Below are 22,524 nucleotides of genomic sequence, written 5' to 3'. Positions count from 1 at the left end.
ATAGAAGCGCAGTGGGCCCGCGCTGCGCCCGTCCCGCAGCAGCGGGAACCCCCCCTCACAACACCGGCACCCACGGCGCCGCCGTCCTCGGCAGCAACCCCGTCGCCCGAGGGTCGTCCGCAACCTCGACCTGCCGGCGGTACGGCACAAACCCCGACCGCATGTAGAACCCCAGCGCGCCCGGATGGTCGAGCGTGCACGTGTGCAGCGACAGCCTCCGGATCGGCCGCGACCACGCCAGCTCCAGCGCGCGGTTCATCATCCACCGGCCCGCGCCGCACCCGACCAGCGCCGGCGTCAGCCCGAAGAAGCTGACATCGCACTCCCCCTCAACGCCGAAGTCCAGCTCCACCAGCCCTTCCCCCTGCCCCTGCGCCTCGAACACGTACGTCTCGTGCAGCGGACTGCCGAGCACGCCGCGCAGCTCCTCGTCGCTCAGCTGCAGCCGCGAGAACCACAGCCAGTCCTCGCCGATCCGCCGGAACAGCGCGAGATACCATCCTGGGTCCGGCGCGTCCACCTTGCGAAGCGCCCACGAAGCCTCCGAGCGCTCGGCCCGCGCCGGCGGCCGCTCAAACATCTCCAGGTGCGTCACGACCGACACAGTCTTGCCGCTCGGCACATCGCTGTAACCGTCAGGAATGATCATCGCCACCTCGGTTGTGTGGGGTAGGGTGAATGCTGCACACCCGTGAATTGTACAAGACCCATCCCCCCAACCCTGACACAAGCCCCTCGCGCGAAACCCGCCGCCCTCGCTACCCTCATCTGCATCACACACACGGAGGGACGCGAGCATGCAGGACGCTGCCTGGGACTCCTACTACCGGAACCTCGTGGCTGAATACCTCGGCCGGCTTCCCGGCGCGCCGAGGCGCAAGCGCGGCGCGCAGCCCGGCAACCAGAACGCCCGCAAGCGCGGCCTTGTCGACAAGCCCCTGACTCCGCGGCAGCGGACCAGCCTCATCGCTCTCCAGCGCGCCGGGGTGCTCTCCTCGGGGCTCAGCCACCTGCGCGTCAGGATCGCCGCCCTGTTGCTTGACCCCCGCGCGGATCCCGAACTCCTTGTGCGCGGCGCCCGGCTGATTGCGCGACTGATTCGGGCTGAGAAAATGCCGCGCAGTGCCCGCCCGCGCCAGGACTGAGGCCCCAAAAAGCAAAAAAATTTGCCTTGAAGCTGAATTGCGACACATCCCATATAAAACAGAGGGGAAACAACCTCCCCGGCAGCTACGGGGAAAACGCGACGAATGTCAAAACAGATGGAGAGGAGAAGGGTCCATGAGCGCCGCCCGAGGGCCCGCCGCAATCCCGGCAGGGGCTGCCAGCCTGGCAGCAGCCGTGCTACTGCGGACTCGCCATCCCTTCGAGCCTACCCAGCGCGTCCTTCCAGAAGGCGCGCCGGGACTCGACCGCGGCCTGGTCCGGGAGCTTGATCTGCTGGACCACTACCTGGCACCGCGAGTCGCCCTTGGGGTAGAGGCTGACGGACAGGTCGCTGCCTACGCTGCCCGTGTCCAGTCGCAGGCCGCTGTTGGGGTTGGCCTTCCTGACCCGCATCGCGGCGCCCAGCCACTCGAGGCGGCGCCCTTCGTCCGCCCACACGGCGAACAGCGACTCCGCGGACGCCGAGAGGGTCCGGCTCACGCTGACCTCGTAGCCGCGGGGGGTCTGGTGGACGTCTCGCAGGCCGCGCTCGCGCTCGTACTCCACGGTGATCGATTGCGCCCACCAGCCGGAGGCGCCGTACCGTTCCTGCACCAGCCGCGCAATCTGCGGGTGCTTCATGCCCGCGGCGCCCTCCCCGTCGAGGATGGCGTACCACTCGCTCCAGCGCTTGCCGGTGGCCGAGAAGACCGCTTCGTCGCTCTTGCGTGCGGACCGTGTAGTCATCGTTGCCGCTCCACTGCGACGGGACAATTGGAGCCCCTACAGGACCGCGTCCAGCCCCTTCGTCAGCTCGTCGATGCTCGCGTACCCCTGGTACTTCGACGTGAGCTTCCCGCCCGCGTCGAAGATGAAGACCCACGACTCGTTCAAGTAGCCCGTCTGCGCCGAGAGCCCCCACTCCTCCACCAGCGGCGAGTACCGCGCCCGGTCAAGGTCGCCCTGGATATCCGCCGGGTTGTCGTACACCTCGACGTGGATGAAGCCCGCCTGCCCCTTGTACTGGTCCTTCAGCTCCTCCACCGTCTCCACCTGCGGCCCGCACGTCGGGCTGGTGCACAGCGCCGGGCTCGCGAACACGAGCACCAGCGGCTGCCCCTCGCCCAGCGCCTCCGCGATGGTCTGCTGGTACATGTCCGCGTCCGGCCTCGAGCTCGTCGTCAGCTCCGACAGCGACTCGACGTCCCGGACGGTCTTGTTCCCGTCGCTCGGCGGCGCGTCTCCGGCCGAGGGCGTGTGGCTGCGCTCGGCGATGTTCAGCATGATCTGCGCCTTGCCGGGCGACCCGTCCTCTTGCGTCACCTCTACGTCCAGCCGCCACTCCCCCGGCTGGTCGAAGGTCAGATCCGTCACGTAGTTGCCCCGCGACCCGAACGGCCACAGGAAGAACTCCGCCGTCGAGGTCTCCACGACGCTGTCCGGCGCGCTCAGGTTCACCGACGTCACCGTCGCCGAGGGCGTCTTGATCAGCGCGCGGGAGCTCGTCAGCAGGAAGGAGATGCGGTTCTCGCCCACGCCCAGGTCCTTCGTCGCCAGGATGCCGTTCAGCGCCTCCGGGCCGCCGTCCGATGCAGCCGGTTCGGTGACTGCGGGCTCCGCGGGCGTCGTGCTCGCCGCGTCGCCGCCGCCGCCGTTGCACGCGGCCAGTACCGCAACGATCGCTATTGCGATGAGCAGGAAACGCGTCGCGCTTACCATGCCCTTCCTCCTGAAGGTGTACGAGATATGCCCATCGGGCTACGGCCCGGTGGGGTAGCTGCCAAAGGTGAACGCAAAGACGATGAAGTCCTCAGAGTTGGAGGTCAGCCGCAGCTCGTGCCCGCTGTACTCCGGCGACTCGATGAGCCGGTACATCCGGTCCTTCTCCACCAGCACGAAGGTGTCGCCCTCCTCGTCCGCCTGGATGTCCCGGCCCCAGTCGGCCTCGGGGACCGGCGACTCGTCCTGGGTGATGTAGACGCGGTACGGCTCGTCCTCCGCCTCCAGCACCACGTTCACGCTGGTGCCGTTGTACCGCAGCGCCACGAAGTCCTCGAAGTCCTCCGTCTCACGCGAGTGCCGCATGTGCTCCAGCGTGGGCGTCCACACCCCGTGGAAGTAGAGGAAGTTGTTGTTCAGCGTTTCCGGCAGCTCAAACACCACGGGCCCGCCTGCGGGGTTGCTGTACAGCTCCGTCTGCAGGATGTACGGCTGCCGCGAGAAGAACTGCGGGTTCAGCCCCGCGTACAGCTCCCGCGTCTGGTTGCCGTCGATGCCGCTGTTGAACGCCCGCTCGTCGAATTCCGGCCCCTCCTGCGTGTTGGCCGGGATCCCCGCAAGGTTCACCCCCGCGTCCAGCAGCAGGTCGCGGATCAGCGACTCCGTCTCGACGTACGCCCCCTCGCCAAAGTGCGTGTACTGGATGATCCCGTCCTTGTCGATCAGGTACTTGGCCGGCCAGAACCGGTTGTTGAAGGCCCGCCACGTCAGGAAGTCGTTGTCCTGCACCACCCGCCAGTCGATGTCGAAGTCCTCCATCGCCTGCTCGACGTTCTCTCGCACCTTCTCGAACTCGAACTCCGGCGTGTGCACCCCGACGATGTTCAGGCCGATGTCGCCGTACTTCTCGTGCCAGTCCTGCAGGTACGGGAACGTCCGTATGCAGTTCACGCACGTGTACGTCCAGAAGTCGATGAGCACCACCTCGCCCTTCAGGTCGTCCAGAGTGAATACGTCCGTGTTGATGAAGTGGGCCGGGTTCGTCTGCGCCAGCGGCTCCGCGCGGGAGCCCACCTCGCCCGGGAATGGCCCGAATTCCGAGCTGCCGTCGAGGGGCGCCGGCGTCGGCAGCGTCGGCAGGTCGATGGTCGGCTCCGGCACCGGCGTCGGCGTCGAGCGCACCAGCTGCGCGGTGGAGTCGCCCCCCGCGCACGCCGCCGCCAGCAGCGCCGCCAGCGCCACGAGCACCGCGGCCACACACAGGGGGCGGCGCAGAACGACGGGGAGGGACGATCCTGAATGCGGCATTACTTCACCTGTCTTTTTTCCATTATAGATGGAATTGTGTTTCGCGCGGGGCCGTCATGGGGCAACCCGCAGTGCGCCCTCTTGAATTATGTAACGATTGGAGACCGCCGGCCGTTAGCGGCTCGCGCTCTGGCCCGCCGCAGCGTCGGCCTCCCGGCGGTACGCCTCCTCCAGCAGGTCCACGACGTGGCACACCCGCACCGGCAGCCCCGCCTCCCGCGCCCCAAGCGAAAGCTGCACCATGCACCCGGGGTTGGCCGTCGCAATGGTCTCCGCGCCCGTCTCCGCAGCCTCCTCCAGCTTGTGGGCCCGGAGCTGCCCGGACATCTCGCGCTGCGTCAACTGGTAGCTGCCCCCCGCGCCGCAGCACCGGTCCGAGTGCGCCATCTCGACCAGCTCCAGCCCCGGCACCGCTGCCATCAGCGTCCGCGGCGCCGCCGAGATCCGCTGCGCGTGCACAAGGTGGCACGAGTCCTGGTACGTGACCCGCACCGGCTCCGCCGTCGCATCAACCCGAGGCGCGTCCACGGGCAGCGACGCCAGGAACTCCGTGATGTCCTGCGTCATCGCCCCGAACCGCTCCGCCTTGGCCGCGTACGCGGGGTCGTCGTGGAAGAGGTGCGCCGAGTCCTTCATCGTCGCCCCGCACCCCGCGGACGCCGAGACCACCACGTCCACGCCCGCCTCCAGGAAGGCGTCGATGTTGCGCCGGGCCATCGCGCGGCCCCCGTCCAGGTCGCCGCCGTGCAGATTCAGCGAGCCGCAGCACCCCTGCGCCGCTGGGACGTGCACCTCGCACCCGTTGCGGGTGAGCACCCGGACGGCCGCCTCCATGGTCGGCCCATGGAAGAGCGGCATGACGCACCCGGACAGCAGCCCGACGCGATGCCGGACGGCCCCCCGCGCGGGGAAAACCTGCCCCGACGCCCGGAAGGCCGGCTGCGAGAGGTCCGGCAGCGACGCCTCCGCCTCGCCCAGCGGCCGCACAAGCCGCAGGACGCGCGTGGCCCGCACCACCGCCCGCAGCCCGGAGCGTTGGTAGAGCCGCAGCAGCCCGCCGATGGCCCGCATCCTGCCGGGGCTCGGCAGGAGCTGCCCGTACGCCAGCCACGCGATGAAGCGGCCGGCCAACCCGCGGCGGCGCGGCCGCATCTGCGCCTGCGCCTGCTCGATGAGCCGCCCGTAGGGCACGCCGGAGGGGCACGCGGCCTCGCACGCCCGGCACTGGATGCACAGGTCCCAGTGCTCCGTTACGCCCGCCTCGACGCCCGCGCGGCCCTCGAAGACCGCCTTCATCAGCGCAATGCGGCCCCGCGGCGATTCCGTCTCAAGCCCTGTCTCCACGTAGGTGGGGCACGCGTTCAGGCAGAGCCCGCAGTGGACGCACCGGTAGAGGTCCTCCTCCCGCGGCGCGTCCGCCCCGATGAACCCTGCCGCCAGCACCTTGCCGCGAACGCCGGTCGCCACTTACAGTCCTCCCAGGAACCGGCCGGGGTTGAGGATTCGCTGGGGGTCATACTGCTCCTTCAGCCCGCGCATGACCTCAAAGCCGTCGCCGGGCGGCCCCCACGGGTCGACGCTGTCGATGGGCGTCCGCGATTCCACGACGACCGTGCCGCCAAGGCCGGCAACGCGCTCCCGCAGCTCGTTCAAATACGAAGAGGCATCGTCCGGCATAGCGTCCCCGGCCCACGCCGCCCGGACCACGCCCCGCGTGACGCTGAGCGATGCGGCCAGCCGCGCATCGGCGAGGACGCCCAGCACCGCGGCGCCCCGCGACATCGGTACGGAGATGCGCACGGCCAGGTCCGGCGGCCCGTCATGCCAACCGAGGTCGGCGACGCTGCCGGCAAGCGCCGCGCTCTCCGCGTCCTGCAACCACGCGGCGGCGCCGCCGTGGCTCTGGCAGGCGGCCGCCCATGCGTCGACGGAGCGCGATACCGACACGGGCCTCCCCGCCGCGCGGGCCACAAGGTGCCATGTTCGCTCGTCGCCCAGCCCTTCTTGGGCATCTGGATTGACGGGTTGGACGGCGGCGGCTGAAACCGGCTCAGGCAGGATGGACAGCCCCTCGGTTGCCTTGGCCCAGGCGGCCTCGTTCAGCAGCTCGATGGAGAGCATCGGCAGGCCGAGGGATGCCACCCCCGCGCTTGCGGCGGCGGCGGCCTCGGCGGACGCGAAGGCCGCGATAACGGTGGCCTCCTTCTGCGGAAGCGGCACGATCTTGAACGTGGCCTCCGCGATGATCCCCAGCGTCCCCAGCCCGCCGACGTGCAGCCGGTCCAGCGCGAAGCCCGTGACGTTCTTGACCACGTTGCCGCCGCTCTTGACCACCGTGCCGTCGGCCAGGACGGCGCGCATGCCGATGACCATCTCGCGCGGCAGTCCGAAGCCCGTGCCCAGCGGCCCCGCGCTGCCCGCCGCCAGCGTCCCGCCAATGGTCGCCCGGTCGGGCAGCGGCGGGTCCATCGGCAGCCACTGCCATGCCCGTCCCAACGCGGCCCGCAGCGCGACGGCGGTGCAGCCCGCCTGCACGGTCACCGTGAGGTCGGCGGGCTCGTGCGCGACGATGCGGTCCAGCCCGCGCAGGTCCAGCGCCAGGTCGTAGCTCGCAGGCGGCGCTCCCAGCCCCTGCCGCGTCCCGCCGCCCCACGGCACGACGGCCGCGCCAAGGCCCGACGCCGCTGCCACAGCCGCGCTCAGCTCCTCGACGGTGGCGGGCAGCGCGACGGCCAGCGGCTCGGCGCCCGCTAGCGCGTACGGCGCGGTGTCCGCGCCCGCGGCGACTCCGGCGTCCTGCAGGGCGCGGTGAAGGTCGGCGGCGGTGACGTTAGACAAAGGCGTCTGCTCCCAGCCGGGCAATGGCCGGGTGCTGCAGGAGCTCCACGCAGGAAGCGCCCGTGGGGAAGACCTTGCCCGGGTTGAAGGTGTCGCCCGCGCCGAAAGCGGGGTTCAGCCGCGCCATGGCGTCCAGGTCGGCGTCGGAGAAGCACAGGTCCATGTACTCCTGCTTCTCCAGCCCAACGCCGTGCTCGCCGGACAGCGCGCCGCCCAGGTCGACGCAGGTGCGCAGCACCGCGGCGCCCGCCTCCTTGGAGCGCCGGAGCTGGTCGCCGATGCGCTCGTCGAAGAGGATGCACGGGTGCAGGTTGCCGTCGCCCGCGTGAAAGACGTTGGCGATGGGCAGGGCATACTCGCCGGAGATCTCGCGGATGCGCCGCAGCGCCTCCAGTATCCTGGTGCGCGGCACAACGCCGTCGAGCAGGTAGTAGTTGGGCGCCAGCCGGCCCAGCGCGCCCAGCGCCGTCTTGCGCCCGGCCCACAGCCGCTCGCGCAGCGTCGGGTCATCCGCCACCCGCACCTCCGTTGCGCCGTGGCGGTAGCAGACCTGCTGCACCTCCTCCGATTCCTCGGCGACGGACTCCCGCAGCCCCTCCACCTCGACGAGGAGCACGGCTCCCGCGTCCGGAGGGTACCCGGCGTGGATGGCGGGCTCGACGGCCTGGATGGTCAGCCGGTCCATCATCTCGATGGCCGCGGGCACGATGCCCGCCCCGACGATGGCCGAGACGGCCGCGCTGGCGTCATCCTCATCCTGGAAGATGGCCAGCATCGTCGTGACGGCCTCCGGCACGGGCTGCAGGCGCACGGCCACCTTCGTCGTCACCGCCAGCGTGCCCTCCGAGCCGATGAGCACGCCGCGCAGGTCGTAGCCGGGCAATTCGTGACTTCGGCCGCCGACCCATGCCGGCGAGCCGTCGGCCAGCACGATCTCCATGCCCATGACGTGGTTGGTGGTCACGCCGTAGGCCAGGCAGTGGGGCCCGCCCGCGTTCTCGGCCACGTTGCCGCCAATGGTGCACGCCTTCTGGCTGGACGGGTCCGGCGCATAGCGCAGCCCGTAGGGCTCGGCCGCCTTGGAGATGTCGATGTTCACGACGCCCGGCTCCACAATGGCCGTCCGTTCCGCAACGTCGATCTCCAGCACGCGGTTGAGGCGCGTCATGGGCATGAGGACGCCGCCGTAGACGGGTATCGCGCCGCCGCTGAGCCCCGTGCCCGCCCCGCGCGGCACCACAGGCACGCCGTGCCGCCGCGCGATGCCCACCACCTGCGCGGCCTGCTCCGCGCTGCCGGGCACCGCGACGACGCTCGGCAGCGCGCGCTCCACGGCGCCGTCATACTCGTACACCAGCAGCTCCTGCGGCCGCGACAGCACATAGCGGCTGCCCACTGCCCGCTGCAGCTCCCGTACCAGCGCGTCCATTGCGCCCACAAGCCTCCATACCCCCAAACGTGAGGGCGGCAAGAATATGCACAGGATAGCAGGGGAGGGGGTATGGGGGAAGAAAGCGGGGCGCGAGGCGTCCCCCTGCGGCTGGTGTATAGTGTGCGGGCTGGTCCCCAAATACGTCACTGACAGGAGGCCCCGCCATGCCCCGGATCGCCGCGCTCCTTGCCGTCGCGCTGACAGCGATGCTCGCCGCGGCGGCGTGCGCCGCCGAGGACGTTTACGAGTGCCCCGCGGGCAGCGAGCTGAACGTGGAGTACCGGCTCTTCATGGGGCGCAACAGCGGCGGCGTGGAGGTCGTGAGCGACCAGGACTGGGCGGTCTTCCTTCAGGACATCGTCACGCCGCGCTTCCCCAACGGGCTGACGGTGCTCGACGGCGAGGGTCAGTGGCAGATCGAGTCCGGCGACATCGAGCGCGAGCGGTCCAAGGTGCTCGTCATCCTTTCCCCGCAGGGCGGCGGCGCCCAGGCGCATCTCGCGGAGGTGGCCACCAGCTACAAGCAGCTCTTCAATCAGGGGGCCGTCATTCAGACATCCGCCGGTGTCTGCACGTCCTTCTACTAGGCGGGCGGGCTAGTTGGCGTCCACCACCGTGACGGCGACGGGCAGATGGTCCGACGCCTGCGTGACCCTGACAGAGTAGTCTTGCGCAGAGAGGTCCTGCGTCACGAAGATGTAGTCGATGCGCCCAACCAGATCGTCGGAAGCAAACGTGTAGCCGGGACCCGGCGCTCCGGCTTCAACCATCGCGTCCTTGAACCCCGCCTGCAGGATCGCCTGCACCTCAGGCGACTCCGGCCTGCCGTTGAAATCGCCGAGCAGAATGGTCCGCGCCTCGTTGTTCCATCGCTTCAGGATGGCAAAGGCTTGGGGCAGCCGCAGGTGGCTCTCATCTTCAACGTGGTGGAAGTGCGTCGCAATGACCCGCAGCCGTGTGCCCTGTCCCGTGTCCAGTTCCATCCAGAGGAAGCCGCGGGCCAGGACAAGGTCGTCGTTGTTGGGCATCTCATGGTGCTCGACCTGCGTCACCGGGAGGCGGCTGAGGACGGCGTTGCCCCAGACGGAGTCGGCCGCCGGACCCCAGACGTAGGGCATGTCCAGCCGCTGCGACAGCCACTCCAGCGTGTCGACGGAGCCGTTGATCACCCACCCGCGCGACACCTCCTGCAGCGCGACGACGTCCGGCTCCTCCGCCTCGATGACGCGGGCAAGCGCCTCCATGTTCAGGTTGCCGTCCGTGCCGAACCCTTGGTGGATGTTGTAGGACATGAAGCGCAGCGGTAGGCTTCGAGGAGGTTCCGGGTTGTGAATGGCCCACGTGAACGTGAGGGCCAGCGGCGCCACCAGCAGCGCTGCTGGAGCCAGGGCGGTCCACACGTCTCGCTTCGGTGCGGGCCCCTGTTGCCGCTGCGGCACAATCGCCGGCAGGGCCACCAACACGGCTGCGGCAAACAGCACTGTAGGTTGGGTGACGCCCAAATCGATGTCGTACCCCGCGTAGTAGACGAAGGCGAGCGAGAGGAAGACCATGACGCCCACCGAGGCCGTCCACACGGCGCTGAGGCCCCACGAGTCACGCGGCATCGGCACGCCGCCAATGGACTTCGCCACGAGGGACACCGCCGCCAGGTGCCCGAACAGCATCGCGACGGCTGCCTGCCAGCCGCTTCTCTCCCAGTACACGGCCGCGACCAGCACCACTCCCGCGGCGGCGATGGCCGGCCACGGGATGCGCTGTCCCATGAGCCACGCAGCTCCCAATAGCCCCGCCACGTTGGCCCCTGCTATCCACGCAAGCACGGCCGGCTGATGCCAGTTGGTGAACGCCGTCTGCTGCGCGACGTTCTGGAACAGGAGAAGCTCAAGGAGCAGGAAGGGGCCTATCGCCAGCAGCGGCAGTGCCTCCCGCACGCTCGGGACCGTCGGCGCGGCCGCGGCGCCTCCCCTGAGGGCCTCGCGCTGGACGCAGGCGAGCAGCGCGAGGGGCAAGCCCAGCCCGATGAGGCCCACCCACGCGCCGGCCTGCCACGACGCGTCCACCGTGCCGAGCCCGCCCTTGACGGCTGTGTCGAGCGCGAGTCCCAGCAGCAGGCCATAACGCCAGTGGCCGCCCCCCGCCGTCGACGCGGTGTCCACAAGCCCCTTCGCCAGAGGAATGACCGGCAAGAAGGCAATGACGCCCACCGTGGAGAGAATCAGGTCCACCCGTGGCTCGGTGACGCTCTGCTCCGCCAGCCGCGCCAGCGCCATGACGGCGATCGCGCCCAACATAGTCCGCCGCGGACCAAAAAGCCGGACCGCGACCGGCGTCAGGAACACCGTCCCGAAGACAAGGAACGCTATCCCGCCGAGGCTGACGGTGCTGACCTCCCGGACCTCTCGGAGGTAGAAGACGATGCCCGTGATGAAGAGACGGACAAGCTGCACCCCCACCGCGAAAGTGAGGGCCACAAATACAATGTCTATGAGGCCGTGGAGGCGGAAGGCTGCCCTCATTGGCATTGCCTCCTTGGCGTCCCTGCGCTCATGCGCTCTGCGAATCGAACCAAAACTGAGGACCTCTCCCTGTCGTTGTCATTCGCACCCCTATATCCTAAACCTTTTGCCAAAGACTGTTACACTACTTTAGGTACGATTACAGGTAACTAAATAAGAAAATGACACAGATAATAGTTGTGATGTTTCATCTATGGCGGCGGAGGAGATGACGCCGGATGACACCAATTGCCCAATACGTTTGCTGCGTTGGTTTCGGCCAGCGAACTAGACCCATGGTCGCCGCTAGATGAGCCGCGCCCGAGGCTCCAGGCCAAGGTAGAACTGGCCGACCGTCTGGTAGTGCTCCAACCGGCCCTGGATCTGCTGCGTAATAGCGTGGGCGTCCTGGAACTTGCGCTGGATGGGGCTGGTCTCGAAGATGGCCGTCGCGCCGAACACGCCGTACGCGATGTCGACCACCTCGGACGCCTGCCGGATGGCGTGGGTGCTGGCGAGCCGCAGGTCGACGCGTTCCTCCATCGAGATGAAGCCATCCTCCACAGCGCTGCGCCACAGCCGCTCGGCCTTCTCGTTCAGGAACGCGGCGGCGGCGCCCCAGAGTGCCTCGGCACGCCCTATGTCGCTCTGGATGGCAGGCTGGTCGCGCAGCAGCGTCTGCTCCTGGGGCGTCTTGCGCAGCGCGGCCTCCCTCGCCAGGTCGAGCGCCGAGCGGGCGACGCCCAGCGCCACGTTCCCGAACCCCGAGCCGAAGAACAGCCCCCGCGGGATCAGGTAGAGCGGGCCGGACTCATTCGGCCCGCGCGACTCGACGTACGAGCGATGCGCCGGCACGAAGAGGTCCTTTGTCTCAAAGCTGAAGCTGCCGGTGCCGCGCAGCCCGTTCACCTGCCACGAGTCGAAGAAGGTGACCTGCTCCTTGGGGATGATGAACGTCATGGTGTCGGCGTCTGCCACGCGGCTGATGGCCACGGCCCAGTTGGCCTGCGGCGACCCGCTGCTGAAGTTCCACCGCCCCGTCAGCGAGTACCCGCCCTCGACCTCCGCGAACTGCGCGAACTGCGGTGGGCCGTTGCACAGGACGGCGCGCGGGTCGCTCCAGACCTCCTCTGCCAGCGCCCGCGGCATCAGCGACGCCATGGTGCCGAGGATGTTGTTCTGGTTGAAGCACCAGCCCGTGCTGCCGTCAGCGGCCGCGATCGCTCGCACCATCCGCAGGTAGTCGAGGTAGTCGGCCTCGCCGCCGCCGAGGGAACCGGGCACCAGCAACCGGAACAGGCCCTCGTCAATCATGTCGCCGGCGATGTCCACGGGGATGCGCCGCTGCCGCTCGATCTCGTCCGACGCCTCGGCAATGCGCTCGACTATATCCTCAAACGTGGGGTCACCCACGCGAAGGGCATCGCGCTGAACGCCTGTAGGCAGAGAGTCCGGCATTGCTGTCCTTGAAAGGCCAAGAGGCCGTTGGTCGTGTGACACGGCGCATTCTACCGCAGAACGCGGGAGTTGGGGCTGCCCCTACCTCGCCAGCAACTCCGCACACCCGAGGTCCGCTATCGCCGCGTCAAAGCGCGCGAGGGAGTTGTGGAGGTACGTGGTTGCGCGCTCGCCCTCGTACTCGCAGTAGCCGCCGGTGACGATCCAGAAGACGGCGATCTCCAACATTGCGAGCCGGTAGTCCTCCAGGCACTCCTCGAAGCTGTAGCCGCCGACGCCGTTCTCCAGCAGCGTGTCATAGTACATGCGGAGCAGGCTCATCTCCTCCTCCCGCCGTTGCTGCGTGGGGAACGCCTCGCTGATGAATGTCGCAACGTCGTACGCGCCCCTGCCGCGCACGCAGAACTCCCAGTCGAAGACCACGAACGGCGGCGAACCATCAGCCGTCGGAAAGAAGCAGTTATCCAGCCTGTAGTCGCCGTGGAGCACTGTCTGGGGCGACCTCGAGAGCCTTGTCTTGATGGCCGAAATGTCATCTCCCAACCGGTCGCCAAGCTCTTGAAGGTTCCGGGGCATGCCGTTGCTTGCCTTTCCGATGAAGGACCGCCACGAGTCGCGGTAAATCTCCTCGTAGACGGTGGCCTCGGCGCTCTTGAGCGGCAGCCAGTCCAGCGAGTCCAGCCGGGGGCTGCCCCACCAGGCGGCATGGAACCTCGCGAGTTGGGCGATGGCCAGCTGCGCCTCGGCGAGTGTGCACCCGGCCACGCTGTCGCCCTGCCGCGCGTCGCTCAGGTCTTCGAGGAGGAGGGCCGTGTTGCCGGTTGCTGGGTTCGTCCCGCAGTAGTAGCTGCGAGGGGTTGCCAGGTAGCCCTTTGAGATTGCCTGCTGGTAGAACAGCACCTCGCGCTGGTTTTGCCCCAGACGGTTGAAGAGCGTCCGCATGAGCGGGTCGCCTGAAGGCAGCTTGAGGATGACCGTGCGCGGCAGGTCGCCGGGGTCAGCGTCGTAGTCGAGCCGCAGACGATAAAGCTGGCTCATGAACCCCTTGCCCTCGGCGATCGCTTCAGCCGAATACCCGGTCACGGCAGGGCCGCGTGCGGCGCCGGCGTCTCGAAGAGCGTCGGTCAGCCAGGAGGGCGTTGCCTCCTGCAGGTCTCTCGGTATGGTCACTCGGGTCATGGCTGTGCTGTGAACTCCAAATCGGGTTTCCGGGACGTGCGCCGTTCCCGCTATACACTCTTGCGGGCGTACAGCAAGCAGTGTTCGGCGGGCTTGGTGTCCGCAAAGTACATGACGCCGCCGAGCTTGCCGCCCTCGGCCGGAATCACGTGCAGACCCAAGTCGCTCAGCCGCTCCAGCACTTCGTCCGCACCGTAGAGATGGAAGGACCTGTCCGCGCCATAATCCCTGTCGTAGAGGGTAGCTATTCCCCTTCCGACCTTGAAGATGAGCTGCAAAACGCCTTCCGTCCTCAGCACTCTCGCGAACTCTGGCAGCGTCCGGTCCATGACGATGTCTGGCTCGACGTGCTGGATGACCGCATTGCAGATGATGAAGTCAAAGGAGGCGTCCGGGTGGTCGATCGGTTCGCGGAGGTCGGCGACGGACACTCGGTGAGCAATCTCCGGGTGCAGCCTCCTTGCCTCCTCGATGTTTTCCTCAATGGCGTCTACCCCGTAGATGTCGTACCCGCCCTGCCAGTAGAGAAAGGCATCGCGGGCGCCGGCGCCGCACCCCGCATCAAGCCCGCGAGAGCCAACCGGAACGAGCTCCTGCATGCGCTCCATCACGTCGGCGTCTCCCTTGAGGGCCGGATGGGAGACGTTGCTGTAGACAGACTGAATGTAGTTGTGGCTCACCTCGGCGTACCGTTGCGCGTGGCGCCTGTAGAAGGACTCGGAATAGTCGATGCGTTGACCCATGGATCTGCCGCCTTTCAATCGCCCCGGGCTCAGACACCGAACATGTCGATGAACTGGCCGGTCATGAGTTTGGGAGCATGCGCCGCCAAGTACAGCGCCGCCTGCGCCATTTGCTCCTGGGTGATCCAGTCCGGGTCGCCCTCCGGCATGGACGCCCGCGCCATGTCCGTGTCCACCCAGTCGGGGTTGAGGCCGTTCACCTGGATGCCGTATGGGCGAAGGGAATGCGCCAGCGACGCCGTGTACCCTACGACGCCGTACTTCGACGCGACATACGCCCCGTAGTCGCCCTCCGGCACCTTGCCCGACGACGACCCGATGTTGATGATGACGCCCCGCTCCTGCCGCATCATGTCCGGCACGACGGCGCGGCACACGAGGAACATGCCGCGCAGGTTGGTGTTCATCACGTCGTCCCACTGTTCGACGGTGGTGGCCCACACGGGGACGTCGTAGTGGATAACCCCCGCGTTGTTGACGAGGATGTCGATGCGGCCCCAAGCCTCAACCACCTGCTCCGCCACGCGGACTGCGTCGTCCTCGCTGGTCACGTCGAGGGTAAACGCCCGCGCCTCGCCCCCGGCGGCGTTAATCTCCTCGACGACCGGCGTCAGCCGCCCCTCACTGCGGCCGGTGACGGCGACGCGCGCCCCCTCCCCGGCGAATGCCAGAGCGATGGCCCGGCCAATCCCGCGCCCGGCGCCCGTGATCAACGCAACCCTGTCTTGTAATAGCGCCATGCGCCTCTTTCCCGTGCCCGCGAGAGGGTGCTCGATAATGGGGGAATGCCGTAGCTGGTCACGTTCGGTTGAGACGGCATTCACGTTCAGCGGTTCCCATGCCCAATGGCCGCATCCTATCACAAGCAGCGGCCACGGCGGGCCTACAGTCTTGATACTGAGAGGGCCCACACAAAAGCGACGTGCGAGACAGCCGACTGCTTCATCATCCAGAGCGCCGCTGCCCATGAGCGCCTGGTGAAGTTGCGCGAACTGCCGCGCCGCCCAAGGGCGTCGAGATTGAGCGCCCGGCCCCGTGGGGCCTCTATTTTCGGGTGAACGGTATCGGAATGAACTGAACGACTACGACGGCTAGGAATGCCAACCATGACAGCCAGTAGCCTGCTCCAAAGCCAAGCTCTACGCCATACCTCTCGAAGTCTGTGGTGCCGGTCACCTCGACGACAAACTCGTATACCTCGAAAAATACACCAGCCAGAACGAAAAGACCCCACATCGCCAGAAACAGACGAATCCCCACCCCCAGGATCCTCAGCCTGATGAAGAGGGAAAGCGCCGCCCCAACAAGCGCGGATACGGCCGTGAGGGCGATAGCGAACACAACACCGCTATATTCCTCAAGATCGCGCAGGTCTTAATCGGTCAGCGCCTCCAAGCCGGAATGGCGGAGATCATCCCTGCCGAAGTCCAGATCTACCCACGTCATGGAAAATGTAGCCAATACGAACAGGAACAGGCCTACCGTCAAGAAGCGCCTGACCGTTCCCCGGTTAGGGAGGCTGCCGGCCTGACGGGGCGGCGGCGCGAGGGCCTCGTCGACGGCGCCAGCGACGCCGGACTCACCAGCCGGGCTCATGCCGGCCTCGGCAGGGGTGCTCACGCCTCCGCCGGACTCCTCCGGCAAGTTCAGCCATCCCCGTTCATTGGCGTATGCCACCGCCCCCGCTATAGCGATGGCAGCGCCGCCCACGATTCCCACCCAGCCGATCAGCTCGAGGATGGCCTCCAGGAGGTCGGCAGCAACGTCGCTGCGTACCATGAAACCCAGGACGATCGCTGCAACACCAATGGCAATCAGTCCGGGATAGCCAAACCTGCCATGCAGCGGGTTGTGCCGCCGAAGCATTCCCAGCCATTCTCCATCGTCTGCTTCAGCCATCCCCGTTCATTGGCGTACCCCACCGCTCCCGCTATAGCGATGGCAGCGCCGCCCACGATTCCCACCCAGCCGATCAGCTCGAGGATGGCCTCCAGGAGGTCGGCAGCAACGTCGCTGCGTACCATGAGACCCAGGGCGACGGCCGCAACACCAATGGCAATCAGTCCGGGATAGCCAAACCTGTCATGCACAGGATTATGCCGCCGTAGCATTCCCCGCCATTCCATCGTCTGCCTCCTCATCGCTGCCTCCGGCCAGGACGGCCCCGGCGTACAGGGAACGCGGCGGCATCCCAGCCCATGACCGGACCGCGAGGGGATAACACCACCCTCTGCGCGGCATAGGGGCAGGGGCCGCTGCTCCATCCGTTACGGGCAGGCGCGCACCCAACGGGCAAGCTGTTCATATAAGGTCTCCTGCTAGACAGCTTGGGCCACCGGGAAGACAGCCGGCATGACCACTCGGTGGCCGGAGAGCCAAGCGGGGGTATCGGCGCGCCGGGCGTGTGATCTTCGAACTGGGGGCGTTACACCATCCGGCGCAGAGCCGACGCTATTGTCGGCACGTCTTTGCCTATACGATGCCCCAGCAGGCGCCTCGCATTTTGCGGGCACGCTCCCTCGCGAGCATACCACAGGGAGTATAACCAGGACGTAACGATTGGACTCATTTGTTATGACTATTTGTGACCGTTTCGCAGTATCCAGCATAGTGACGCGCAGGGGTTGCCCGGCGAGTCACCGGGGATGGCGAAGCATACGCCGGCTTTGAGATGTGGTTGGAACTGCCGGGCCCGGACGACTCATTGGCTCGATTCTCTTCAAATAGGTCAGAGCAATCCCTTGAACCTAGAGGTCCACCAACAGTAAGTCCGTGGCCGAATGTCACTGGACCCAAGCGGTTGCGACTCCTGCAAGACTCTCCAACGTAGCCAACCGTTCCTGGAGCTCCGTCGACTGGTTCGCAATCAACGCGCCACGTTTGCTAAAGGACTGCATAGTCATGGCCACGAAGGGGCCACGAGCTCCACTCATCCCTTTTCCCCATGCCCCTCGCTCTTTGGCATCCGGTAGCCGGCGTCCTGAGACCCGGCGCCCCCTGGTGTTCAGGCGGCCTGGTTGCAGTGGTTGCATATAGCCAACAGTGCGCGTCCTGTTGGTGGGACCATTCCCGTAGACCTGGTAAGTCATTGTCCCTTCCTCTGTTTCTCCGCCTTCATCCAGACGATTGGGGCCTGCGCCCATCTGACATATTTCTGCGACATTTCACCCCTATCGTGAGCATCGTCAGGAACAATCACAAGGAGGTGAGACGATGGTACGCAGGAAGATCAAGAAGCTGGTGACCAAGACGTTCCTCGTGGTGGCGCTCCTGGTAGCCTTGCTCTCGGCGGCGCTTTTCGCAGGGTGCACGGACAACGCCGGGTCCGAAGGCGGCCGCGACGGTGACCGCGTGACAGTCGGTCAGAGCGTCTCCGAGGGAGGGGGCGGTGAGTCCGGCGGCGAGCACGGCAGCGGCGGCGAAGGCGGCGGCGAGCACGGCTCCGGCGGCGAGGGCTCCGGCGGCGAGGGCTCTGGCGGCGAGGGTTCCGAAGGTTCGGGGGGCAGTGAAGAGGCCAGCGCCAACATGCTGGCTCCGGACGAGACCTTCGACACGGTGCGCGGCGGCGCCCGGTTGATCCTGGGCTACGACGCTGCCAGCAACTCCTTCAAGGGCACGGTGGAGAACACCACCAACAGCGTCCTGACCCAGGTCAGGATTGAAGTGCACCTCTCCAACGGGGTGGAGCTGGGGCCGACGACCCCCATAGACATGGCTCCGGGTGAGGTGAGAGCCGTCGACCTGGCCGCGACGGCGGCGCCGTTCACGGGATGGACCCCACACGCTGAGGTCGGCAGCGGCGAGGGCGGCGAAGGCAGCGGCGGCGAGTCAGGCAGCGAGTCCGGCGGCGAAGGTGGTGGTACGGGGGCTGAGGCCGGTGAGGCCGCCATGTCCAGTCCCATCACCCCCCTCGGACAGACGTGGAACGGCGTCCTTGGCGGGCTGGCTGTCTCCGCCCGGTACGATGCGGCAACGCAGTCCGTCCAGTCAACGGTGCAGAACACTACTTCGCAGGTGCTCTGCTACGTGCAGTCCGAACCGCACCTGAAGTCGGGAACGACGACGGTGGGAGAGCTTGGCCCCGACGTGCTGGGGCACCTGAACCCCGGACAGCAAGCCATATCCAGCGTGTCGGTCTCCAGTGAGCCGAGCCTGGCGGGAGTTTCCTTCGACGGATACGTGATTCACCTGGAGGTCTTCGACTGCGCCGGCACAGGCCCCGTGCCTCACACGGGAGGCGAAAGCGCGGGCGGCGGCGCCGAAGGCGGCGGCGAGGGAGCCGGCGGCGAGGGGCACGGCCCCGGCGGTGAAGGCGGCAGCGAGGGCGGTAGCGAAGGTTCCGCCTCCGCCGGCGAAGAGGGCAGCGTCAACATGCTGGCGCCAAGTGAGACCTTCGACGCGGTCCGCGGCGGCGCCCGCCTGCTCCTGGGCTACGACGCTCTCAACAACTCCTTCAGGGGCACCGTAGAGAACACGACCAGCAGCCCCCTGACCCGGGTCCGGATCGAGGTGCACCTGTCCAACGGCACGGAACTCGGTCCGACGGTCCCTGTGGACATGGCTCCCGGACAGGTGCTGGCGGTCAACCTCCCCTCGACCCAGGCGTCGTTCACCGGATGGGTGGCCCACGCCGAGGTTGGCGGAGGCGAGGGAAGCGGCTCCGGCGGTGAGGGAGCCGGCGAACACGGCGGCAGCGGTCGTGAAGGCGGTGGCGAGCACGGCTCCGGCGGGGAGTCGGGCGGCGAGCACGGCAGCGGCCGCGAGGGCCGGGGCGGCAGCTAGAGCCAACCGGAGCCGGCGGAGGGAAATGCCGAAACCCGGCTCCAGGTGAGATAATCCCACCATGAGCCCCGGTGTACGGAGGCGGCGTCCCATGAGGGCGCCGCCTCCCAGGCGGGCTGTTGAGAGGGCTTGCGATGAGCGGTACGGTGTTGATAGTCGAAGACGACACAAGGATAGCCAACTGGGTGAAGGTATACTTCGAGCGCGCCGGATTCTTCGCCGATGTGGCTCACGACGGCCAGGCCGGTCTGGCCCTGGCCCGTGACCTGGACCCGGACCTGATAATCCTCGACCTGATGCTCCCCCGTCTCGACGGCGTGGAACTGTGCAGGACCCTGCGCCGGGAGTCCGACGTCCCCATCATCATGCTGACGGCCAGGGAGGCCCACGCCGAGCGGGTCATCGGGCTGGAGAGCGGGGCGGACGATTACGTCGTCAAGCCCTTTGATCCGGGGGAGCTCATTGCCCGGGCCCAGGCTGTCCTTCGCCGCGTCAAGGACCGGGTCCAGCAGGTTCTGACCAGCGGCGGCATCACCCTGAACGAGACCACGGGGATGGTGACTGTCGATGAAGAACCCGTGGACTTGAGCCGGGCCCAGATCGCTCTACTGTCGACGTTCATGCGTCACCCCAACCAGGTGCTCTCCCGTGACCAGCTGATCTCGCTGACCTTCGACAAGGACTTCGACGGGTTCGACCGCGCCATCGACAACCAGGTCGCCCGCCTGCGAAGGCAGATCGGCCGGGAGGGCAAACAGCCCATTCAGACCGTCTACGGCGGCGGCTACAGGTTCATGGCGGAGGGCGAGTGATGTCGTTGCGCTGGCGAATCCTGGGCCCGATGGTCCTTGTCATCGTCCTCACCGTGTTGATCAGCGTCGGCGTGGGCTACTACGCCACCCAGTCTCGCCTGGGCGTGTTCGTGGACGAGATAGGGGGCGACGAGGCGAGCCGGTTGGCCCGGAGTTTGAGCCGGGAGTACACCGCCGCAGATAGCTGGGAGACAGTGGACAGACCGCTTTCCCAGGCCGGATACCTCTACGGCGAGGCTGCACAGGGGGAGCGGTCGGAGGGAGGGGAGGAGGGTCACGTCGAACTCCTGCACGAGGACCGGATACGGGTCGTCATCGTCGGCGTCGATGGACGGGTGGTGAGGGACAACCTGTCGGAACTATCGCCCGGGACCGCCGCAGCCGGCCTGGACGGGCATCGCGAGACGGTGTTCGATTTGAACGCGAACCGGCCTGTGGGCCACGTCTACGTGGACGTGAACAGTGAGCTCCTGTCGGCCGAGTCGTATGGGTTTCTGAGCACGCTCCTGTACGTGATCATCATCGGTGGGATGCTGACCGTTGGGGTTGCCGTACTGCTGGCCGCCTGGTTGTCCAAGCGCATCGCGGCGCCGGTGGCAGCCCTGACGGAGGCGACCCAGGCTATTGCCCAGGGGGATACGGCCCGGCTGCCGGTGGCGTCCTCGGACGAACTGGGCCGTATGAGCGCGGCCTTCAACCGGATGACCTCCGCCCTGGAGACCCAGCGCGAGCTCCGCAGACGGTTGATAAACGACGTCTCCCATGAGCTGAACACGCCATTGACCGTGATACAGCTGGAGGCGCGAGCGCAACGGGATGGACTCCAGACCGCCGAGAGCGCCTCCGACCACATCATCCAGGAGGTCGACAGGCTGCGCGGCCTCGTGACCGATCTGGACTGGCTTGCGGAGACCGACAGCGGCGAGTTGAGGCTCACCCTCCAAGCATGCTCGGTTCACGAGTTGCTCACGACTGAGGTGGACCGCTGGCAGCCGCAGGTTCAGGCTCGACAGGTTGAGCTGTCGATGGAGGCGCCCGGCAACCTCCCGGACATGGAACTTGACCGGATGCGCATGGGCCAGGCCTTGGGAAACGTCGTGAGCAACGCCATTAACTGCACCGAAGCCGGGGGAAGTGTCGCGCTCAGGGCGTGGCTGGAAGGCGAAGAGCTTCTGGCTATCTCAGTCACCGATGACGGGATCGGCATCGACGCTTCAGACCTTCCCCATGTCTTCGACCGCTTCTACCGCACCGACCAGTCCCGCACTCGCGGGATAGGCGGCACGGGCCTTGGGCTGGCCATCACCCGGGCCATAGTGGAAGCCCACGGCGGTCAAATTGCCGTAGCAAGCGACGGGCCTGGACAGGGCGTCACCGTAACTCTTCGCCTTCCCTTGAAGTGAACACCGTCTTCCTCAGCCATGAACGCCCTGATGACCAGCGACAATAGCGGCCGAACAGTTATGAATAGAGCATGTCATGGTCGGAATTGGTGGGCTGGGCTTGACGAAATCAAGAACCGAGGCCGATTCCGACATCACGCCGTCGCTCGGCATGGGGACGGTGTACGTCAGGACGGCCTCGTCTCCATTGACCTCGATGCCCTCAACGAAGTTACGGATGAGCGCCTTGCGCTCGGGGATCGTCCCTTTCTGCAAGAAGTTTCGGAAGTCCGCCGCGTACTCCACTATCTCCTCGGTGTCGGGCAGGACAACCCTGCGCTGCTCAAGCCGGGTCTCGGCCTCGTCCCTGGCAGCCTCCAACTGCTCCTCACGGTGCCGCAGAGACATGATTCGGGGTGAGAGGACCTCAAGGGTCAGCTCGCTGGTCTCGATGGCCTCGTAGAGCTTTCCAAGGCGCTTCCGCACGTCATCAAGCTCCGCCTCGACGACCTCCAGCCTACCGGCAAGCTCCCCGGCCATCGCGTCGATCTCCTCGGCCACCAGCTGCACCAGCGCGACGATGGTCTCCTCGTTCAGTATCCGCTCCCTGATCTTCTCCACCACGAACGTCTCCAGCTTCGGGGCGTTCAGGTAGCGGGCGCTGCACGTCCCCGCTCCTTCCCGGAACAGGGTGCCGCAGATGTAGTAGGCGAACTGCCCGCTCTTGGCTCCCTGGGCCGAGTAGGGCTTGCCGCAGACTCCGCACTTGAGCAGCCCGCTCAGAAGGTACGGGCTGCCCACCCTGGCGGGCCTCTGCACCTTCGGGGCTCGGTCGCTCATCGCCTGCTGCACGTCCTCGAACAGGTCCCTCGACACCAACGCGGGCCAAGCTCCTTCAACCCGCACCGGGTCCTGGGCCTTCTCTCCCTTGTTCGTCCTGCCCCATACGGCGGCGCCGGTGTAGGCTTCGTTCCGCAGCACGTAGTGGAGTCCGCCCTTGTTCCAGCGCTTGCCCCGGTTGGTGACGCCCCGGTCATTCAGCTCCTTGCACAGCTCCTTGAGGCCGCTGCCCCGAAGGGACTTCTCGAATATCTCCTCCACCACCGGAGCGGTGGCCGGGTCAACCTCCAGGGTGGGACGCTCCTTCGCCCCGTCGCTGACCTTGACCTTCCGGTAGCCGAAGGGGGCCTTCGAGCCGAGGAAGAAGCCTCGTGACGCGGCCTCCCT

21 protein-coding genes are annotated in these 22,524 nt (G+C 67.1%); 5 read left to right on the top strand and 16 right to left on the bottom strand.

Annotation, left to right across the window (positions count from 1 at the left end; translation table 11 throughout):
• Nucleotides 1-55: 55 nt before the first annotated feature.
• Nucleotides 56-649 carry a GNAT family N-acetyltransferase gene (locus OXC99_01930; protein ID MCY4623756.1) on the bottom strand — a complete coding sequence of 198 codons (594 nt, stop codon included), beginning with the start codon at nucleotides 647-649 and terminating at the stop codon, nucleotides 56-58.
• 148 nt (nucleotides 650-797) lie between these two features.
• Here OXC99_01930 and OXC99_01925 point away from each other — a divergent pair, with 148 nt between their 5' ends.
• Nucleotides 798-1,145 (top strand): hypothetical protein, encoded by a 348-nt coding sequence (locus OXC99_01925; protein MCY4623755.1) that lies wholly within the window; start codon nucleotides 798-800, stop codon nucleotides 1,143-1,145.
• Between the two features lie 199 nt (nucleotides 1,146-1,344).
• On the opposite strand, the gene OXC99_01920 is transcribed toward OXC99_01925, so the two are convergent.
• The 6 genes from OXC99_01920 to OXC99_01895 form a co-directional block, all read right to left on the bottom strand.
• On the bottom strand, nucleotides 1,345-1,893 hold the full coding sequence (locus OXC99_01920) for a hypothetical protein (protein ID MCY4623754.1): 549 nt from the start codon (nucleotides 1,891-1,893) through the stop codon (nucleotides 1,345-1,347).
• A gap of 36 nt (nucleotides 1,894-1,929) precedes the next feature.
• Nucleotides 1,930-2,865: a hypothetical protein gene (locus OXC99_01915; GenBank protein MCY4623753.1), complete on the bottom strand. Its 936-nt coding sequence runs from the start codon at nucleotides 2,863-2,865 to the stop codon at nucleotides 1,930-1,932.
• A gap of 39 nt (nucleotides 2,866-2,904) precedes the next feature.
• A complete protein-coding gene (locus OXC99_01910; GenBank protein MCY4623752.1) occupies nucleotides 2,905-4,173 on the bottom strand; it encodes a redoxin domain-containing protein in 1,269 nt (422 codons plus the stop codon).
• Between the two features lie 114 nt (nucleotides 4,174-4,287).
• Nucleotides 4,288-5,640 carry a heterodisulfide reductase-related iron-sulfur binding cluster gene (locus tag OXC99_01905; GenBank protein ID MCY4623751.1) on the bottom strand — a complete coding sequence of 451 codons (1,353 nt, stop codon included), beginning with the start codon at nucleotides 5,638-5,640 and terminating at the stop codon, nucleotides 4,288-4,290.
• Nucleotides 5,641-7,011: an FAD-binding oxidoreductase gene (locus OXC99_01900; protein MCY4623750.1), complete on the bottom strand. Its 1,371-nt coding sequence runs from the start codon at nucleotides 7,009-7,011 to the stop codon at nucleotides 5,641-5,643.
• Nucleotides 7,004-8,440 (bottom strand): FAD-binding protein, encoded by a 1,437-nt coding sequence (locus OXC99_01895; protein ID MCY4623749.1) that lies wholly within the window; start codon nucleotides 8,438-8,440, stop codon nucleotides 7,004-7,006. The genes OXC99_01900 and OXC99_01895 overlap by 8 nt, the downstream gene beginning before the upstream one ends.
• A gap of 167 nt (nucleotides 8,441-8,607) precedes the next feature.
• On the opposite strand from OXC99_01895, the gene OXC99_01890 reads away from it, so the two are divergent.
• The gene (locus OXC99_01890) at nucleotides 8,608-9,030 is read left to right on the top strand and encodes a DUF3574 domain-containing protein (protein MCY4623748.1); all 423 of its coding nucleotides are present in this window, start codon (nucleotides 8,608-8,610) and stop codon (nucleotides 9,028-9,030) included.
• Between the two features lie 9 nt (nucleotides 9,031-9,039).
• Here the strand turns inward: OXC99_01890 and OXC99_01885 are convergent, their stop codons facing one another.
• The 8 genes from OXC99_01885 to OXC99_01850 form a co-directional block, all read right to left on the bottom strand.
• Complete coding sequence (locus OXC99_01885) at nucleotides 9,040-10,968, bottom strand: endonuclease/exonuclease/phosphatase family protein (GenBank protein ID MCY4623747.1); 1,929 nt, start codon at nucleotides 10,966-10,968, stop codon at nucleotides 9,040-9,042.
• Between the two features lie 279 nt (nucleotides 10,969-11,247).
• Nucleotides 11,248-12,399: an acyl-CoA dehydrogenase family protein gene (locus tag OXC99_01880; protein MCY4623746.1), complete on the bottom strand. Its 1,152-nt coding sequence runs from the start codon at nucleotides 12,397-12,399 to the stop codon at nucleotides 11,248-11,250.
• 81 nt (nucleotides 12,400-12,480) lie between these two features.
• Complete coding sequence (locus OXC99_01875; GenBank protein ID MCY4623745.1) at nucleotides 12,481-13,578, bottom strand: phosphotransferase; 1,098 nt, start codon at nucleotides 13,576-13,578, stop codon at nucleotides 12,481-12,483.
• 50 nt (nucleotides 13,579-13,628) lie between these two features.
• Nucleotides 13,629-14,321, bottom strand: coding sequence for a class I SAM-dependent methyltransferase (locus OXC99_01870; GenBank protein MCY4623744.1), 693 nt, complete (start codon nucleotides 14,319-14,321; stop codon nucleotides 13,629-13,631).
• A 29-nt stretch (nucleotides 14,322-14,350) separates the two neighbouring features.
• Nucleotides 14,351-15,061: an SDR family NAD(P)-dependent oxidoreductase gene (locus OXC99_01865; GenBank protein ID MCY4623743.1), complete on the bottom strand. Its 711-nt coding sequence runs from the start codon at nucleotides 15,059-15,061 to the stop codon at nucleotides 14,351-14,353.
• A gap of 304 nt (nucleotides 15,062-15,365) precedes the next feature.
• The gene (locus OXC99_01860) at nucleotides 15,366-15,662 is read right to left on the bottom strand and encodes a hypothetical protein (GenBank protein MCY4623742.1); all 297 of its coding nucleotides are present in this window, start codon (nucleotides 15,660-15,662) and stop codon (nucleotides 15,366-15,368) included.
• A gap of 33 nt (nucleotides 15,663-15,695) precedes the next feature.
• Complete coding sequence (locus tag OXC99_01855) at nucleotides 15,696-16,100, bottom strand: hypothetical protein (protein ID MCY4623741.1); 405 nt, start codon at nucleotides 16,098-16,100, stop codon at nucleotides 15,696-15,698.
• A 35-nt stretch (nucleotides 16,101-16,135) separates the two neighbouring features.
• A complete protein-coding gene (locus OXC99_01850) occupies nucleotides 16,136-16,411 on the bottom strand; it encodes a hypothetical protein (protein ID MCY4623740.1) in 276 nt (91 codons plus the stop codon).
• Nucleotides 16,412-17,534: 1,123 nt separating this feature from the next.
• Between OXC99_01850 and OXC99_01845 the strand changes: the two genes are divergently transcribed.
• The 3 genes from OXC99_01845 to OXC99_01835 all read left to right on the top strand — a co-directional run bounded on the left by OXC99_01845 (nucleotide 17,535) and on the right by OXC99_01835 (nucleotide 21,318).
• Entirely contained in the window at nucleotides 17,535-19,103 is a 1,569-nt protein-coding gene (locus OXC99_01845) for a hypothetical protein (protein MCY4623739.1), read from the top strand.
• A 146-nt stretch (nucleotides 19,104-19,249) separates the two neighbouring features.
• Nucleotides 19,250-19,915, top strand: coding sequence for a response regulator transcription factor (locus OXC99_01840; protein ID MCY4623738.1), 666 nt, complete (start codon nucleotides 19,250-19,252; stop codon nucleotides 19,913-19,915).
• 29 nt (nucleotides 19,916-19,944) lie between these two features.
• Nucleotides 19,945-21,318 carry a HAMP domain-containing sensor histidine kinase gene (locus tag OXC99_01835; protein MCY4623737.1) on the top strand — a complete coding sequence of 458 codons (1,374 nt, stop codon included), beginning with the start codon at nucleotides 19,945-19,947 and terminating at the stop codon, nucleotides 21,316-21,318.
• A 12-nt stretch (nucleotides 21,319-21,330) separates the two neighbouring features.
• On the opposite strand, the gene OXC99_01830 is transcribed toward OXC99_01835, so the two are convergent.
• Nucleotides 21,331-22,524: recombinase family protein (locus OXC99_01830; GenBank protein ID MCY4623736.1), on the bottom strand; the 1,194-nt coding region annotated here is incomplete at its 5' end.

It is taken from the genome of Chloroflexota bacterium (assembly GCA_026713825.1).
Classification (GTDB): domain Bacteria; phylum Chloroflexota; class Dehalococcoidia; order Lucifugimonadales; family UBA1127; genus UBA1127.
This window is presented reverse-complemented; position numbering and strand designations above follow the sequence as displayed.

Bases quoted from the DNA above. Each gene is read 5' to 3' on its own strand.
- OXC99_01930 (MCY4623756.1), bottom strand. From the start codon at position 649: ATGATCATTCCTGACGGTTACAGCGATGTGCCGAGCGGCAAGACTGTG.
- OXC99_01925 (MCY4623755.1), top strand. From the start codon at position 798: ATGCAGGACGCTGCCTGGGACTCCTACTACCGGAACCTCGTGGCTGAA.
- OXC99_01920 (MCY4623754.1), bottom strand. From the start codon at position 1,893: ATGACTACACGGTCCGCACGCAAGAGCGACGAAGCGGTCTTCTCGGCC.
- OXC99_01915 (MCY4623753.1), bottom strand. From the start codon at position 2,865: ATGGTAAGCGCGACGCGTTTCCTGCTCATCGCAATAGCGATCGTTGCG.
- OXC99_01910 (MCY4623752.1), bottom strand. From the start codon at position 4,173: ATGCCGCATTCAGGATCGTCCCTCCCCGTCGTTCTGCGCCGCCCCCTG.
- OXC99_01895 (MCY4623749.1), bottom strand. From the start codon at position 8,440: ATGGACGCGCTGGTACGGGAGCTGCAGCGGGCAGTGGGCAGCCGCTAT.
- OXC99_01890 (MCY4623748.1), top strand. From the start codon at position 8,608: ATGCCCCGGATCGCCGCGCTCCTTGCCGTCGCGCTGACAGCGATGCTC.
- OXC99_01885 (MCY4623747.1), bottom strand. From the start codon at position 10,968: ATGCCAATGAGGGCAGCCTTCCGCCTCCACGGCCTCATAGACATTGTA.
- OXC99_01880 (MCY4623746.1), bottom strand. From the start codon at position 12,399: ATGCCGGACTCTCTGCCTACAGGCGTTCAGCGCGATGCCCTTCGCGTG.
- OXC99_01875 (MCY4623745.1), bottom strand. From the start codon at position 13,578: ATGACCCGAGTGACCATACCGAGAGACCTGCAGGAGGCAACGCCCTCC.
- OXC99_01870 (MCY4623744.1), bottom strand. From the start codon at position 14,321: ATGGGTCAACGCATCGACTATTCCGAGTCCTTCTACAGGCGCCACGCG.
- OXC99_01865 (MCY4623743.1), bottom strand. From the start codon at position 15,061: ATGGCGCTATTACAAGACAGGGTTGCGTTGATCACGGGCGCCGGGCGC.
- OXC99_01855 (MCY4623741.1), bottom strand. From the start codon at position 16,100: ATGGTACGCAGCGACGTTGCTGCCGACCTCCTGGAGGCCATCCTCGAG.
- OXC99_01845 (MCY4623739.1), top strand. From the start codon at position 17,535: ATGGTACGCAGGAAGATCAAGAAGCTGGTGACCAAGACGTTCCTCGTG.
- OXC99_01835 (MCY4623737.1), top strand. From the start codon at position 19,945: ATGGTCCTTGTCATCGTCCTCACCGTGTTGATCAGCGTCGGCGTGGGC.